Source organism: Achromobacter sp. 2789STDY5608615 (assembly GCF_001298995.1).
GTDB lineage: Bacteria > Pseudomonadota > Gammaproteobacteria > Burkholderiales > Burkholderiaceae_B > Achromobacter > Achromobacter insuavis.
The window spans coordinates 1-16252 of sequence record NZ_CYTY01000028.1; the positions used below are offsets into that span (position 1 = coordinate 1).

The 16252-nt window shown below is 68.6% G+C and carries 13 protein-coding genes; 1 reads left to right on the plus strand and 12 read right to left on the minus strand.

Translation table 11 applies throughout. From position 1 onward, the window contains the following. Together AOZ49_RS21710 and AOZ49_RS21715 are read right to left on the minus strand one after the other, a co-directional pair. Positions 1-993 (minus strand): cytochrome-c peroxidase (locus tag AOZ49_RS21710; RefSeq protein ID WP_054477783.1); only part of this gene is annotated, 993 nt, incomplete at its 3' end. 182 nt (positions 994-1175) lie between these two features. Further along, positions 1176-2084, minus strand: coding sequence for a LysR substrate-binding domain-containing protein (locus tag AOZ49_RS21715; RefSeq protein WP_054431650.1), 909 nt, complete (start codon positions 2082-2084; stop codon positions 1176-1178). 139 nt (positions 2085-2223) lie between these two features. On the opposite strand from AOZ49_RS21715, the gene AOZ49_RS21720 reads away from it, so the two are divergent. Continuing rightward, positions 2224-3300 carry a tartrate dehydrogenase gene (locus AOZ49_RS21720; protein ID WP_054477717.1) on the plus strand — a complete coding sequence of 359 codons (1077 nt, stop codon included), beginning with the start codon at positions 2224-2226 and terminating at the stop codon, positions 3298-3300. Between the two features lie 105 nt (positions 3301-3405). Here AOZ49_RS21720 and AOZ49_RS21725 read toward each other — a convergent pair whose 3' ends face one another. The 10 genes from AOZ49_RS21725 to AOZ49_RS21770 form a co-directional block, all read right to left on the minus strand. Beyond that, positions 3406-4692 carry an MFS transporter gene (locus AOZ49_RS21725; protein WP_054431652.1) on the minus strand — a complete coding sequence of 429 codons (1287 nt, stop codon included), beginning with the start codon at positions 4690-4692 and terminating at the stop codon, positions 3406-3408. A 196-nt stretch (positions 4693-4888) separates the two neighbouring features. Then, positions 4889-5461 (minus strand): CDP-diacylglycerol--glycerol-3-phosphate 3-phosphatidyltransferase, encoded by a 573-nt coding sequence (gene pgsA, locus AOZ49_RS21730; protein WP_054477719.1) that lies wholly within the window; start codon positions 5459-5461, stop codon positions 4889-4891. An 80-nt stretch (positions 5462-5541) separates the two neighbouring features. Further along, complete coding sequence (gene uvrC / locus AOZ49_RS21735; RefSeq protein WP_006390552.1) at positions 5542-7371, minus strand: excinuclease ABC subunit UvrC; 1830 nt, start codon at positions 7369-7371, stop codon at positions 5542-5544. Continuing rightward, positions 7334-8389: a beta-N-acetylhexosaminidase gene (gene nagZ / locus AOZ49_RS21740; RefSeq protein WP_054431653.1), complete on the minus strand. Its 1056-nt coding sequence runs from the start codon at positions 8387-8389 to the stop codon at positions 7334-7336. The genes uvrC and nagZ overlap by 38 nt, the downstream gene beginning before the upstream one ends. A gap of 43 nt (positions 8390-8432) precedes the next feature. Continuing rightward, positions 8433-8870: a holo-ACP synthase gene (gene acpS / locus AOZ49_RS21745; protein ID WP_054431654.1), complete on the minus strand. Its 438-nt coding sequence runs from the start codon at positions 8868-8870 to the stop codon at positions 8433-8435. Positions 8871-8905: 35 nt separating this feature from the next. Continuing rightward, a complete protein-coding gene (locus AOZ49_RS21750) occupies positions 8906-9646 on the minus strand; it encodes a pyridoxine 5'-phosphate synthase (protein WP_054431655.1) in 741 nt (246 codons plus the stop codon). Further along, positions 9643-11136, minus strand: a complete 1494-nt coding sequence (locus AOZ49_RS21755; RefSeq protein ID WP_054477721.1) for an efflux transporter outer membrane subunit — start codon at positions 11134-11136, stop codon at positions 9643-9645. The genes AOZ49_RS21750 and AOZ49_RS21755 overlap by 4 nt, the downstream gene beginning before the upstream one ends. Next, entirely contained in the window at positions 11133-14354 is a 3222-nt protein-coding gene (locus AOZ49_RS21760; protein WP_054431657.1) for an efflux RND transporter permease subunit, read from the minus strand. Before AOZ49_RS21760 ends, AOZ49_RS21755 begins: the two co-directional genes overlap by 4 nt. Before the next feature lie 63 nt (positions 14355-14417). After that, on the minus strand, positions 14418-15704 hold the full coding sequence (locus AOZ49_RS21765) for an efflux RND transporter periplasmic adaptor subunit (protein WP_054477723.1): 1287 nt from the start codon (positions 15702-15704) through the stop codon (positions 14418-14420). 293 nt (positions 15705-15997) lie between these two features. Further along, a partial coding sequence (locus AOZ49_RS21770) for a helix-turn-helix domain-containing protein (protein ID WP_197286764.1) occupies positions 15998-16252 on the minus strand: 255 nt, incomplete at its 5' end.

The window sequence follows — 16252 nt, forward strand, 5'->3', positions numbered from 1 at the left end:
CGGCGCCGGCCGCGGCGTATCGTCCGCCGATGGCGGCAGCAGCGGATACTGGATCGCCGGCTGGTCGCCCGCCAGCGTCTTCAGGAACGCCACGATCTGCGCGTTCTCGTCCGGCGTGAAGGTGCGGCCCAGCTGCAACCGGCCCATCACGTCCACCGCCTGCGTCAGCGTGGCGGCCTCGCCGTCATGGAAGTACGGATAGGTCAGCGCCACGTTGCGCAGCGTCGGCACCTTGAAGTTGAAGCGGTCGGCATCCTTGCCGGTGACGGCGGCGCGGCCCTCGGCCTTGTTGTCGGTCTGGTACGGCGCCACCAGCCCCATCTTCTGGAACGAGTTGCCGCCCACCGCCACGCCGTTGTGGCACGCCACGCAGCCGCTGTTCTTGAACAGCGTGTAGCCGGCCAGCTCCTTCACCGTCAGCGCCTTGTCGTCGCCCTTGAGCCACTGGTCAAAGCGCGAGTTCGGCGTCACCAGCGTTTCCTCGAAGGCGGCCAGCGCGCCGGTCACCTCGTCGATGGTGATGTCGTCCTTGCCGAACACCTGCTTGAATTCGGCGCGGTAGCCCGGAATGGAATTGAGCACCTGCACCGCCAGTTCATGGGTGGAGGCCATTTCCATCGGATTGGCGATCGGGCCGCCGGCCTGCTCGCGCAGGTCCTTGGCGCGGCCGTCCCAGAACTGGGCGATGTTCAGGCTGGAATTGAGCACCGTCGGCGAATTGATCGAACCCTGCTGCCACTTGTGGCCGATCGACGCCTTCAGGTTGTCGGAGCCGCCCATGCCCAGGTTGTGGCAGGAATTACAGGAGATCGCGCCGGAGCGCGACAGGCGCGGGTCGAAGAACAGCTTCTTGCCCAGCTCCACCTTGGCCGGGTCCTTGATCACCGCCGCCTCGATCGGCTGGATCGGTTCCTGCCGCGGCGCGCCCGACGCCTGGCCCGCCCACAGCGCAATGACGACACCCGCCGCGAGCATCGCGTGCTTCTTTCTCATGGCTTTCTCCTGTTGAATAACCTTGTCGTTCTCAAGGTCATTACAGCGGAGCGGGCCGCCAGGCGGCTTGCGATGCGTCAAGCGCGCCGGCGCCCTGCCGCGCCCCGCCATGGAGGCTTGACCTGACGCAAACCGGGCAGGCCGGCCTGTCGCCGCGCGGTGTCCGGCGCGGGGTTCAATTGTCAGACGCCAGCATCCAGCTGGCGCAGATGCGCCTCCAGGAAATCCACGCACACCCGCACCTTGGCCGAGGCGTTCAGCCGCGCCGGGTACACCGCCCAGATGTTGGCCTCCTGGCGGTACTGCGGCAGCACCGGCACCAGCTTGCCGGCGGCGATCAGCGGGCCCACGTCCCAGGCCGACCGCAGGATGATGCCGCGCCCGTCCACCGCCCACTGCACCACCATCTCGCCATTGTTGGCCGACAGCGGCCCGCGCACCTTGACGGTGTGCTCGCGCTCGCCGCGCCGCATGCGCCAGACGCCGAAGGGATGGTCGCGCTCCTTGATCACCAGGCAATCGTGCGCCGCCAGATCGTCCAGCTTGCGCGGCGCGCCGCGCTCGGCCAGGTACGACGGCGCCGCGCACAGCAACCGGTGATTGGCCGCGAGCTTGCGCGCGATCACGTGCGGCGCGATGTCGTCGCCGACCCGCACGTCCAGGTCATAGCCCTCGGCCGCCACGTCGACCAGCCGGTCGAACACCTCGAAGCGCACCTGCACCGCGGGATGGCGCGACACGAACGCCGACAGCGCGGGCGCCACCACCCGCCGCCCGAAGCCGAAACTGCTGCAGATGCGCAGCAGCCCGCGCGGCTCGCGGCGCGTGACGCCGACCTCCTCGACCAGGTGATCGACATCGTCGAGGATGCGCTGGGCCCAGTGGTAGACGCGCTCGCCCGCCTCGCTCACCACCACGCGGCGCGTGGTGCGGTGGAACAGCGGCGTGCCAAGGCTGGCTTCGAGCAGCCGGATGCGCTTGGTGACGTAGGCGGCCGACATGCCCAGGTCTTCGGCGGCCCGGGAAAAGCTGGAGGCGCGCACCACCGCGTTGAAGACGCGCAGGTCGGCGGGCAGCAGGTCATTATTCATGATTCGTGCATATTCATTTCACGCGACGGGTCATTGTAGATGGACTGTAGGCACGCCTACCATGGCTGCCATCCACCGCAACGCGCCCGATGGCGCGGCGCGGGACGCCCTTTCCCCTTCCCTTTTCAGGTCCCTCTCCATGTCCCACGTCCACAAAATCGCAGCCATCGCCGGCGACGGCATCGGCAATGAAGTCCTGCCCGAAGGCCTGCGCGCCGTCGAGGCCGCCGCCCGCCGCTTCGGCCTGACGCTGCAGATCGACACCTTCCCCTGGGCCAACTGCGAGTACTACGCGCAGCACGGCGAGATGATGCCGGCGGACTGGAAGGAACAGTTGCAGGGCTACGACGCCATCTTCTTCGGCGCGGTCGGCTGGCCCGCCACGGTGCCGGACCACGTCTCGCTGTGGGGCTCGCTGCTGAAATTCCGCCGCGAATTCGACCAGTACATCAACCTGCGTCCGGTCCGATTGTTCGAGGGCGTGCCCTGCCCGCTGGCCGGCCAGCGCCCGGGCGACATCGACTTCTTCATCGTGCGCGAGAACACCGAGGGCGAATACACCAACCTGGGCGGCCGCCTGTTCTCCGGCACCGAGCGCGAGATCGTGATCCAGGAATCGGTCTTCACCCGCCACGGCACCGACCGCGTCATGCGCTACGCCTTCGAGCTGGCCAACCGCCGCCAGCGCAAGCAGCTCACCATCGCCACCAAGAGCAACGGCATCGCCATCAGCATGCCGTGGTGGGACGAGCGCGCCGACGCCGTCGGCCAGCAGTATCCGGACGTCAAGACCGACAAGCAGCACATCGACATCCTGGCCGCGCGCTTCGTGCTGCAGCCGCAGCGCTTCGACGTGGTGGTGGCGTCCAATCTGTTCGGCGACATCCTGTCGGACCTGGGTCCGGCCTGCACCGGCACCATCGGCATCGCGCCGTCGGCCAACCTGAACCCGGAACGCGCCTTCCCCTCGCTGTTCGAGCCGGTGCACGGCTCGGCCCCGGACATCTACGGCAAGGGCATCGCCAACCCCATCGCCATGATCTGGTCGGGCGCGCTGATGCTGCAGTTCCTGGGCAGCCAGGACGCGCACGACGCCATCCTGGCGGCCATCGAGCACTGCCTGAAGGACGGCCCGCGCACGCCCGACCTGGGCGGCCAGGCCCGCACCGAGGACATCGGCCGCGCGATCGCCGCCCATATCGAGGCGCGCGGCTGATCCGGCCGCGACCAGCGCCCCTTTCCGGGCGATGGCGGATCCGCCGCGCCCAAGAAAAAACGCCGCCCGAGGGCGGCGTTCTGCTTGATGCGACGACGCTCGGCGTCAGGAACGCGCCGGCACCGCGGCGGCGGGATCCGCCCGGCGCGCCTGCACCGCGATCCACTGCGCCAGCAGCGCGGCGGCGGTGAACGCCACGCCCGCGCCGATCCACGGGCCCTGGCGCAGGCCGGCGTCCAGCAGCAGGCCGAAGGCCAGCGGCCCCAGCGCCGAGCCGACGTCCATGCCGGAATACACCAGGCCATAGACCGAGCCGGTCGAGCCCTTCGGCGTCACCCGCCGGATCAGCATGTCGCGCGAGGGCGCGGCCACGCCCGAGCAGAAACCGGCCAGCGCCACCACCGGCGCGGCGAACAGCGCCGGCACCAGGCCCAGCGCCAGCACCACCAGCGTCAGGCCGGCCAGGATCAGCGCCACCATCACCGTGCGTTCGGTGCGCGGATTGGCCGACACCAGGAAGCCGCCGGCCGCCATGCCCACCGCCGACGCCACCATGTAGCCGGACAGCGCCGAGCTGGCCGCCACCTTGGACAGGTCGTACAGCTGGCCCAGCAGCGGAATGGTGTAGTTCTGCACCGACGACAGCGCGATCGAGGTGCAGGCGAAAAACAGGAACGCGCCCCACAGCGCCGGCTTGGACAGCAGCGTGGCCAGGGTCGTCAGCACGCCCTCCTGCGGCTTGGGCACGGCGCGCGCGCCAGCCTTGGCGTCGTCCGCCTGGGCCGGCTCCGCGCCGCCCAGCAGGTGGCGGCCCAGCACGGTCAGCAGCAGCACGAAGGCCACCAGCGCGGCGGCGCTGTAGGCCGCCACGCGCCAGTTGGCCAGCAGCGTGATCGAGGTCATGAACACGGGCGTGAGGGCCCAGCCCAGGTTGCCGGTCAGGCCGTGGGCGGAAAAAGCGTGGCCCAGGCGCGGCGCCGTGATGCGGTGGTTGATGATGGAATAGTCGGCCGGGTGGAATACCGAATTGCCGATGCCGCCGACCACGGCGGCCGCCATCAGCATGGTGTAGCCGGTGGCCGAGCCGATCAGCAGGCCCGACAGCACGAAGCACGACAGGCCGAACCACAGCACCGGCCGCGCGCCGATGCGGTCCACCACGAAGCCGGACGAGGCCTGGCCGATGCCCGAGACCACGTAGAAGGTCGACACCAGCAGGCCGAGACGGGCGAAATCCAGCCCGAACTCGTTGCCGAGCGACACGTACAGCGACGGCAGGACCAGTTGGAAGAAGTGCGACGAGGCGTGGGCCACGCCGATCAGCAGGATGATCTGCCAGTCGCGGCGGCGGACGGCGGCGTCCGAGGCCAGGTTGGATGCAGCGGTAGTCATTGCGCAAGGCCGCGGGCAGCGGCGAAAGGCGGCCGCCCCGGGGCGGCTCGCGGGTTGTCTCCAGCAACGTCCGGCCTGGCCGGCGTTGTCCCTGTGGCGAATGCGGCGCATGGCCGGGCCGGTCGCGGTCTTCGCCCCGCCGGCATCGCTCTTGGTCTGTCCCGACGGCCCCGGGCGCGAGCCGGGCCGCCGTGGTTTACTGCGCTTTCTCGCGGATCGCGGGCCAGGCGCGCTGCAGGTAATACAGCATCGACCAGACCGTCAGCACCGCGGCCACGATGATCAGCACGTCGCCCAGCATCTTGGTGGAAATGCCGTGGATCGGCTGGTTGTACAGCAGGCACGGAATCGCCACCATCTGCGCGGCGGTCTTGAACTTGCCCAGCCGGTGCGCCGCCACGCTGGCGCTGGCGCCGATCTTGGCCATCCACTCGCGCAGCGCCGAAATGGTGATTTCGCGGCCGATGATGATGAGCGAAATGAAGGCATCGACGCGGCTCAGGTCCAGCAGCATGATCAGCGCGGCGCAAACCATCAGCTTGTCCGCCACCGGATCCAGGAACGCCCCGAACGCCGACGTCTGGTTCCAGCGGCGCGCCAGCCAGCCATCGAACCAGTCGGTCAGCGCGGCGATGATGAACGCCCAGGCGGCGAAGGTATCGCGCACCGGCACGGACAACCAGCTTTCAGGCAGGTAGAACAGCCCTACCACCAGCGGAATCATGGCTATCCGCAGCCACGTCAGAATTATGGGTACGTTAATTGGCATAGTGTCCGTATGCTACATCAGCCGGGTTGCACTGGCTGTCTCGCGGCCGCCGGACGGCCGTGAAACGGGCGTTCCGGGCCTTATCCGCGCAGCGCCTCATAGATCCGTTCGGCCAGGTCCTCGGAAATCCCGTCCACCGACGCCAGATCCTCGATACTGGCCGACGCCACCCCCGAAAAACCGCCGAAACGGGCCAGCAGGCGCTGCCGCCGGCGCGCCCCGACCCCTTCGATCTCCTCCAGCCGCGACACGTTGCGGGTCTTGGCGCGGCGCGCCCGCATGCCGGTGATGGCGAAACGGTGGGCCTCGTCGCGCACCTGGGCGATCAGCATCAGCGCGGCCGATTCGCCGCCCAGCGCCACCGGCGGGCGGCCGTCGGCGAATACCAGGGTTTCCAGGCCGACCTTGCGCCCTTCGCCCTTGGCCACGCCCACCAGCGCCTGGATGTCCAGGCCCAGCTCGGCGAACACCTGGCGCGCCACCTCGACCTGGCCCTTGCCGCCGTCGATCAGCACCAGCCCGGGCATCTGGGCCTCGCCGTCGGCCACCTTGGCGAAGCGCCGCGTCAGCACCTGGCGCATGGCGGCGTAGTCGTCGCCCGGCGTGATGCCGGCAATGTTGTAACGGCGGTACAGCGACGGCTGCATGTCGTGGTGCTCGAACACCACGCAGGAGGCCTGGGTGGCCTCGCCGGCGGTATGGCTGATGTCGAAGCACTCGATGCGCAGCGCGTCCAGCGCCGCCTCGTCGGTATCCAGGTCCAGCGTCTCGGCCAGCGCCAGGGTGCGGGCGGCGCGGGCGCCGGATTCAGTCAGGGCGCGGGCCAGCGCCATCTCGGCGTTCTTGACCGCCTGCTCCAGCCAGGCGCGGCGGGCGCCCTGCGGCCGGGTCAGCACGCGCGACGGACGGCCGCCAGCCTGCTCCACCAGCAGGTCGATCAGGCCGGCGTCGGGCAGCGCGTGCGAACAGACCAGCACCGGCGGCAGCGCGTTGTCGGTGTAGTGCTGCGCCACGAAGGCTTCCAGCACCTGCGGCGCGGCCTCGCCCTCGGCATGGGTCGGGAAGAACGGCTTGTCGCCCAGGTGGCGTCCGCCCCGCACCATGGCGAGGTTGACGCAGACCTTGCCGCCGGCGATGGCGACCGCGACGATATCGGTGTCCTCGCCGCTGACGTTTTCCATGGTCTGCTGATGCAGCACCCGCGCCAGCGAGCCCATCTGGTCGCGCAGCGCGGCGGCTTCCTCGAAGCGCAACGCCTCGGCGGCCTCCAGCATGCGGGCCTCGATCTCGCCCATCACGTCCTTGGCCTCGCCGTTCAAAAAGCGCACCGCGCGCTGCACGTCCGAGGCGTAGTCCTGCGCCGCGATGGCGCCGACACAGGGCGCCGAGCAGCGCCCGATCTGGTGCAGCAGACAGGGCCGCGAGCGGTTGGCGAAGACGGTGTCCTCACAGGTCCGCAGGCGGAACACCTTCTGCAGGATCTGGATGGTCTCGCGCACCGCCCAGGCGTTCGGGAACGGGCCGAAATACTGGCCGCGCTTGTTGGTGGCGCCGCGGTAATAGGCGATGCGCGGCCAGTCGTGGCCAGTGATCAGCAGGTACGGGTAGGACTTGTCGTCGCGGAACAGGATGTTGTACCGCGGCTTCAGGCTCTTGATGAGGTTGTTTTCCAGGATCAGCGCTTCGGCTTCGGAGCGCGTCACCGTGACCTCCAGCCGCGCCACCTTCGCCACCATCTGGGCGATGCGCGGGCTGGCCAGGTTCTTCTGGAAATACGACGAGACGCGCTTTTTCAGGTCGCGCGCCTTGCCGACATACATGACCTCGCCGGCCGCATCCAGGTGCCGGTAGACACCCGGAAGATGCGGCAGGTCAGCCAGGAACGATTTGAGATTGAAGTCGTCGGGCATTCTGGTAACGGCTTTCGGCCTGCAGGGAGTCCCAGTCGAGCGCGTCGAAACGCGGCATCAACCGGCGGATGCGGGCCACGGACTCGGGCGCATGGTCGAACTCGAGCCGCGCCAGCAACTCGTCGGCCAGGTCGGGCCGGTTGCACACCAGCACCATGTCGCAGCCGGCGCCGAGCGCGGCCTGGGCGCGCGCCAGGATGTCGCCGGCGACGGACGCGCCTTCCATGGTCAGGTCATCCGAGAACACCACGCCATCGTAGCCCAGGCGGGTGCGCAGGATGTCCTGCACCCAGCGCCTGGAGAAGCCGGCCGGATGCTTGTCGACCTTGGGGTAGATCACGTGCGCCGGCATCACCGACGGCAGCACCGCGTCGCCCAGCCAGGCGTAGGGCGCGGCGTCGTCCTTCAGGATGCGTTCGAGCGGGCGCGGATCGACCGGGATCTCGTGGTGCGAATCCGCGCCGACGAAACCGTGCCCCGGGAAATGCTTGCCGCAGGCCGACATGCCGGCCAGCGCCAGGCCCTGGATCAGCGCGCGCGACAGCATCGTCACCACCCGCGCGTCATGGTGGAAGGCGCGGTTGCCGATCACCTTGCTGACGCCGTAGTCCAGGTCCAGCACCGGCGTGAAGCTCATGTCCACGCCGCAGGCGCGCAGTTCGGCGGCCAGCACGTAGCCGGCCTCGGTCGCCAGGCGCATGGCGGTCAGCGGATCGCGGTCCCACAGCACGCCCAGGTCGCGCATCGCCGGCAGCGGCGTGAAGCCGTCCTCGCGGAAGCGCTGCACCCGGCCGCCCTCGTGGTCGACCAGGATCAGCAGGCGCTCCTTGCGCGCTTTGTGGATCTGGCGGGTCAGCTCGGTCAGCTGGCGGCGGTTCTCGAAATTGCGCGCGAACAGGATCACGCCGCCCACCAGCGGGTGGCGCAGGCGCTTCTTTTCTTCCTTGGTCAGCACGGTGCCGGCCACATCGACCATCACGGGACCGGGCGGCAGCGCCCGGGATTTCTTCTTGGCCATCGGCGTGTCCTTCTGTCTGTGTCTTGCAGGCCGGCCCGCGGGCTCAGGGCTTGCGTTCGACCACCACATAGGCGGCGGCCATGTCGGATTCATCGGTGATGGAAACGTGCGCGGCGCCGAAGCGCTGCACGTACCATTCCAGCAGTTCGGGCGCGATCACCAGCACCGGCCGGCCGCCGGGCGCGTTCAGGGTCTGCACCCGGCGCCAGGTCATGGGCATGCGCATGCCCAGCCCCACCGCCTTGGAGAAGGCTTCCTTGGCGGCAAAGCGCGTCGCCAGGAAGCGCACGCCGCGCACCGGGTCGCGGGCGCGGCGGGCGTGGAACTTGGCCAGTTCCTCGGGTCCCAGGATCTTCTCGGCGAAACGGTCGCCGTGGCGCGCCAGGGCGCGCTCGATGCGGTCGATGCGCAGCAGGTCCATGCCGATGCCGCCGATGGCGGCCGGCGCGGGGACGGCGGGAGGGGCTTCGGGCTGGGACATCGCTGCGGCGCCGTGGGAAGGGATCGGGCCCGGGCTCAACGGCCGCGCAGCGCTTCCAGGCGGGCCTGCACCATCAGCGCCTTCATGTCGCGCACCGCCTTTTCCCAGCCGTCGAACACCGCCTGCGCCACGATGGCGTGGCCGATGTTGAGCTCGGAAATGCCGTCCAGCGCCGCCACCGGCTTGACGTTGCCGTAGTGCAGGCCATGGCCGGCGTTGACGCGCAGGCCATGGCGCAGCCCTTCGGCCACCGCCACGCGGATGCGCTCCAGCTCGGCCAGGGCGGCTTCGCCCTCGGCTTCGGCGTAGGCGCCGGTGTGCAGCTCGATGACCGGCGCGCCCGCGCGGGCGGCGGCTTCGATCTGCGCGGGGTCCGGATCGATGAAGAGCGACACGCGGATGCCGGCCTCGGCCAGCAGGCCAACGGCGTCCGACACCGCCGACATGGCGCCCGCCACTTCCAGTCCGCCCTCGGTGGTCAGCTCGGTGCGCTTTTCCGGCACCAGGCAGACGTCATTGGGCTTGACCGCGCAGGCGATCTCCAGCATCTCGGGCGTGACCGCGCATTCCAGGTTCATGCGCGTGCGCAGCTGCGGCCGGATCGCGTAGACGTCGGCGTCCTGGATGTGGCGGCGGTCTTCGCGCAGATGCAGCGTGATCAGGTCGGCGCCGGCGTCCTCGGCGCGCAGCGCCGCCGCCACCGGGTCGGGATAGGTCGTGTGACGCTGCTGCCGCAGGGTCGCGACGTGATCGATGTTTACACCAAGTTCTATCATTGCACTTTCATTGTTTCTTCCCAGCCGCCGCCCAACGCCTTGTAGAGTTCCACACGGTTGATCAGCGCGGCCAGGCCGGTTTGCACCAGCGCCAGCTGGGCATTGAAAAAGTCCACTTGCGCGGTCTGCACCTGCAGGTAGCTGTCGACACCATTGGTATACCGCAGATTCGACAGTTCCAGGGTGCGCGCCGACGAATCCTGCAGCGCGCGCTGGGCGTCCAGCTGCGCGCCATAGGTGGCCTCGCCCGCCAGCGCGTCCGAGACTTCGCGGAACGCCTGCTGGATGGTCTGCTCGTACTGCGCCACCGCGATATTGTCGCGCGCCTTGGCGAGATTCAGGCCTTCGCGGATGCTGCCGCCCGCGAACAGCGGCGTGGTGATCGACGGCGAGAAGCTCCAGTACCCCTGCCCGCCCTTGAACAGCGTATCCAGCGACGGGCTCGACACGCCCAGCAGGCCGGTCAGCGAGATGGTCGGGAAGAACGCCGCGCGCGCCGCGCCGATGTTGGCATTGGCCGACTTCAGGTTGTTCTCGGCGGCCAGGATGTCCGGACGGCGTTCCAGCAGGTCGGACGGCAGGCCGGCCGGCACGCTCGCCAGCAGCTGGTCGCGGCCGAACGGCGCCGGTGCCGGCAGGTCATCGGGCAGCGGCGTGCCCAGCAGCACCACCAGCGCGTTGATCGCCTGCGCACGGGCGCGGGCCAGTTGCGCCAGGTCGGCCGAGGCCGTGTCCAGCAGCGACTTGGACTGGTTCAGGTCGAGCTCGGACGCCACGCCGCCGTCGAAGCGGCGCTTGACCAGGTTGTAGGATTCCTGGCGCGAGGACAGCGTGCGCTGCGTCAGTTCCAGCTGGACCTCGGCCGCGCGCAGGTTGAAATACGACTCGGCCACCGACCCGATCAGCGTGATGTGCGTGCTCTTCTGCGCCTGCTCGGTCGACAGGTACTGCTGGTATGCCGCTTCCGACAGGCTGCGCAGCCGGCCGAACAGGTCGATCTCGAACGTGGTCAGGCCCAGACCGGCCTGGTACGAGCTGCTGATCGAGGTCGAATCGGGACCGCCCGGGCGCATGTTGCGCGGCAGGTGCTGGCGCTGGCCCTGGATGCCGGCGCCGATGCTCGGCCACTGCGCGCCGCGCTGCACTCCGTACTGGGCGCGCGCCTCTTCGACGCGCTGCACCGCCACGCGCAGATCGCGGTTGTTGACCAGCGCCAGTTCGATCAGGCGCTGCAGGCGCGGATCGTGGAAGAACTCGCGCCAGCCCAGGTCGGCGGCGGCCGTGGCCGCCTGCGGCGCCACCGCGGACGCGGGCTGCGTGCCCAGCGTCATCGGATTGGCATACGCGCCGTACTGCACCTTGGGCTGGTCCGGCCAGTTGCCGGAGACCGGCGCGTCGGGACGCTTGTAGTCGGGCGCCAGCGAGCAGCCGGCCAACGCCACCGCCACGAAGGCGGACAAGGCGGTCTGTTTGAACATCAGGGCGCTCATTCCTTGCCCTCCTGGCCACCGTTGGGTTGTGCGGGAGCGTCCGGCGGGGTCTGCCCCGCGGCCGCCTTCTTGGCCGCCTGCTCTTCCTCGAAGGCGCGCAGCTCGGCGCCCAGCAGGCGCGGCTTGGTCTTGAACAGGCCCAGCACCACGACGAAGAAGGTCGGCACGAAAATCACCGCGAACGGCGTGGCGGCCAGCATGCCGCCCAACACGCCCAGGCCCACCGCGCGCTGGCTGGCGGCGCCGGCGCCGGTGGCCATGGCCAGCGGCACCACGCCCAGGATGAAGGCCAGCGAGGTCATCAGGATCGGCCGGAACCGCAGGCGCGCGGCTTCCACCGCCGCCTCGTAGAGACCCATGCCGCGCGCGTACTGGTCCTTGGCGAATTCCACGATCAGGATGGCGTTTTTGGCCGCCAGCCCGATCACGGTCACCATGCCCACCTGGAAGTACACGTCGTTGGACATGCCCAGCGCGCTGACCAGCGCCACCGCGCCCAGCATGCCCAGCGGCACCACCAGCATCACCGAGATCGGGATGGCCCAGCTTTCATACAGCGCGGCCAGCACCAGGAACACCACCAGCAGCGACAGGCCCATCAGGATCGGGGCCTGGTTGCCGGCCTGGCGCTCCTGGTAGGACAGCCCGGTCCACTCGTAGCCGAAGCCCTGCGGCAGCTGGCCCACCAGCTTCTGCATTTCCTCCATGGCCTGGCCGGTCGTGTAGCCGGCCGCGGCGCTGCCGCCGATCCGCATGGATTCGTAGCTGTTGTAGCGCACCACCTGCACCGGGCCTTGCGACCACTTGGCGGTGACGAACGTCGACAGCGGCACCATGCCGCCCTGCGCGTTGCGGGCGTTGAGCTTGAGCACGTCGGACAGCTGCATGCGGTACGGCGCATCCGCCTGCACCCAGATGTTCTGCATCCGGCCCAGGTTGGGGAACTTGCTCAGGTAGGCCGAACCGACCGCGGTGGAAATCAGCGAGGCGGCCTCGTCGAAGTTCACCCCCAGCGCGGCGGCCTTGTCGCGGTCGATATCCAGCGTCAGCTGCGCGCCGGCCGACAGGCCGGTGATGCGCACCTGCGACAGCACCGGGCTCTTCATCGCCATGCCCATCAGCTGGCCCGTGGCCGCGGCCAGCGCGTCGGTGCCGGCCGAGCCGCGATCCTGCAGGCGCAGGTCGAAACCGGTGGCGTTGCCGAGCGACGAGATCGCGGGCGGCACCAGCGTGAACACCATGGCGTCGTGCACCCCCATCAACTGCTTCTGGAAGGCATTGAACGCGATGGCGCCGGCGGAATCGCCCTTGCCCTTGCGGTCCTTGAAGTCCTTGAGCGTGGTGAAGGCGATGGCCGCGTTCAGGCCGTTGCCGTTGAAGCTGAAGCCCTGCACGGTAATGATGTTCTCGACCGCGGGGATCTGGCGGAAATAGGCCTCGACCTCCTCGATCACCTCCACCGTGCGGTTGGCGCTGGCGCCCGTGGGCAGCTCGATGTTGCTGATGACGTAGCCCTGGTCTTCTTCCGGCAGGAACGACGACGGCAGGCGCAGGTACAGCCAGCCCAGCAGGATCACCAGCACCAGGAACGCCAGCATCATGCGGCCGCCCTTGTGCAGGATGCGCGAAACCCAGTTCTGATAGCCGTGCGTGGTGGCGTCGAACTTGCGGTTGAACCAGCCGAAGAAGCCCTTCTTGTCGTTGTGGTGTCCCTTGGGCACCGGCTTCAGGATGGTCGCGCACAGCGCCGGCGTGAAGGTCAGCGCCAGCAGCGCCGAGAAGAAGATCGACACGGCCATGGCCACCGAGAACTGGCGGTAGATCACGCCCACCGACCCGCTCATGAAGGCCAGCGGCAGGAACACCGTCACCAGCACCAGCGTGATGCCGATGATGGCGCCGCTGATCTGCGGCATGGCCTTCTTGGTCGCTTCCTTGGGCGGCAAGCCTTCGGTCGCCATGATCCGCTCGACGTTCTCGACCACCACGATGGCGTCGTCCACCAGAATACCGATGGCCAGCACCATGGCGAACATGGTCAGCACGTTGATGGAGAAGCCCAGCCCCAGCATCACCGCGAACGAGCCCAGCATGGCCACCGGCACCACCAGCGCCGGGATCAGGGTGTAGCGCACGTTCTGCAGGAACAGGTACATCACCAGGAACACCAGCACCATGGCTTCGGCCAGGGTGTGCAGCACCTGCTCGATCGAGACCTTGACGTAGGGCGCGGTGTCGTAGGGGATGGCGTAGGTGATGTTGCCCGGGAAGTACTTGGACAGCTCATCCATCTGCTGGCGCACGCCCTGGGCGGTGGCCAGCGCGTTGGCGTCCGGCGACAGCACGATGGCGAAGGCCGCCGTCGGCTTGCCGTTCAGGCGGGCGCCGAACTGGTAGTTGTCGGCGCCGACCTCGATGCGGGCGACGTCGCGCAGCAGCACCTTGGAGCCATCGGTGTTGGCGCGCAGCACGATCTTGCCGAACCCTTCGACGGTGCTGAGCTGGCCGTTGGCCACCACGGTGGCGGTGATGCGCTGCGATTCGGGGTTGGGCGGCGCGCCGATGCTGCCGCCGGACACCAGCACGTTCTGCGCGGCGATGGCCTGGTTGACCTCGGCCATGCTCAGGCTGAAGCCCACCAGCTTGGCCGGATCGACCCAGATGCGCATGGCGCGCGGCGCCGCGAACAGCTGGAACTGGCCCACGCCGGACACCCGCGACACCGGGTTCTGGATGTTGCGGGTGATGTAGTCGGCCAGCGCCGTCTGGTCGAGCGAGCCGTCGGTGGACGACAGCGTCACGATCATCAGGAAGCCGGTACTGGTCTGCTCGTACTTCAGGCCCTGTTGCTGCACCGCGGAGGGCAGCTGGGCGATCACGTTGGACACGCGGTTCTGCACGTCCACCTGCGCCAGGTCGGGATCGCGGCCAGGCGCGAAGGTGGCGGTGATGGTCGAGGTGCCATAGGAATCGCTGACCGACTCGTAGTAGATCAGGCCCTTGGCGCCGTTGAGCTTGTCCTCGATGATACTGGTGACCGATTCGGCCACTTCCTTGGCCGACGCGCCGGGATAGGTCGCGGTGATGGTGATGGCCGGGGGCGCCACGTCGGGATACTGCGATACCGGCATGTTGGGGATGGCCAGCACCCCCGCCAGCAGGATGAACAGGGCGACTACCCAGGCGAAAATTGGTCGATCAATAAAAAATTGCGGCATGTGGGCTGACTCTGAAAGCGATGCTCACCAAAGAGGAACGCAGCGCGTTGCGCTGCGAGCCGCTTACGATTTCTGGCCGGCGGCCGGGGCCTGCTGCGCCGGCTTGGCGGGGTCCGCGGGGGCAGCCGCGGGAGCGCCCGCCGCGGGATCCGCCGGCTTGGCGCCAGGCTGTGCCGGCGGCTGGCCGCCCGCGGCGGGCGCCCCGCCCGCCTTGTCCTTGTTCCAGGGACTGGCCTGCACCGGGGCGCCGGGACGGATCTTCTGGAAGCCTTCGACCACGACCACGTCGCCGGCCTTCAGGCCGCTGGTGACGATCCAGCTGTTCTTGACGGCGCCGCCGGTGGTGACGGGCAACTGTTCGATCTTGTTGTCCTTGACCAGCATCAGGCTCTGCGAACCGTCGGCGGTGCGTTGCAGCGCCTGCTGCGGCACCACCAGGGCCTGGTCGTCCACGCCCTGCTCCAGCCGCACGCGCACGTACATGCCGGGCAACAGGATGCCGTCGGGGTTGGGCACCTCGGCGCGCAGGTTGACCTGGCCGGTGCTGGGATCGACCGTGATGCCGGTGAACAGCAGCTTGCCCGGCTTGTCGTATTCGGAACCGTCTTCCAGCACCACCGTGGCGCGGGCGGCGTCCTTGCCGACCTGCTGCAGCTTGCCGCTGGCGAAGGCGCGGCGCAGCGCGGCCAGGTCCGCGGTGGACTGGGTGAAGTCCACGTAGATCGGGTCGAGCTGCTGCACGGTCGCCATCTGCGTGGCCGAGGTCGCCTCGACCAGCGCGCCTTCGGTCACCAGCGGCTTGCCGATGCGGCCCGTGATGGGCGAGGTGACATCGGTGTAGCCGAGGTTGATGGAGGCGTTGTCCTGCGCCGCCTTGGCGGCGGCCACGGTGGCATCGGCCTGGCGGTAGGCCGCCACGGCGTTGTCGTATTCCTGCTTGCTGACGGCGTTGGCCTTGACCAGCGGCGCGTAGCGGTCGGCCAGCAGCTTGGCGCTGAACAGGTTGGCCTGCGCCTGCTTGAGCTGCGCGGTGGCCTGATCGTAGGCGGCCTTGTAGGGCGCCGGATCGATCTTGAACAGCAACTGGTTTTCCTTGACGTCGCCGCCCTGCTCGAAGGTGATCTTCTGGACGATGCCGGTGACCCGCGAGCGGATCTGGGCGTCGCGCACCGCGTCGACGCGGCCGGGCAGTTCGGAAACGATGGGGGTGCGCTGCGGCTGCACCGTGATGACGCTGACCTGCGGCATGCCGGGATTCATCTGCGGCTTTTCACCGCAACCCGCCAACAACAGCGCGAGGACGCCGCCGGAAAAAGCCAGACCTGAGACACGTTTAGGCGAAAACCGCATTGAAACCCCCGCGAAGTTAACCGCGTCAAGCGACCGCAACAATGTAACGGCGACGATGCCCGCCGTGTCCCGTTGCCGAAGGACGGTCGCGGGTTTGCGCGGCCGTGTCCGACCGCCGTATTTGACCGCAATCCGTGATTGCGATCAAAGCAAAATCCTGCGCCCCGCCACTGACACGTGAATAGCCCGTTAATGTAACTCAGTTATTGGGGAAATCACTGATTTTCACGACGGCGCGCAACATGGGAAGCGGCGAAAAACAAACGGATCCGGGGGAAATCCATTTGCCACGATCACACATCGGCAACCTCTTGCAGGTTGCCCAGGAATACATAGCCCACGCCATGCACCGTATGCAGCGGCAGGCGGCCGCCGGCCTGGCGCACCTTGCGCCGCAGGCGGCAGATCGCCACGTTCAGGGCGCGCAGGTTGGTGCTCTGGCGCGGCAGCATCAATTCCTCGCGCAGCAGCGCGAGTTCTTCGCGCAACAGCTCCTTGCGCGGATTGCGCAGCAGGCACTGGAAGCAGGCGCGTTCGACCTCGGTCAG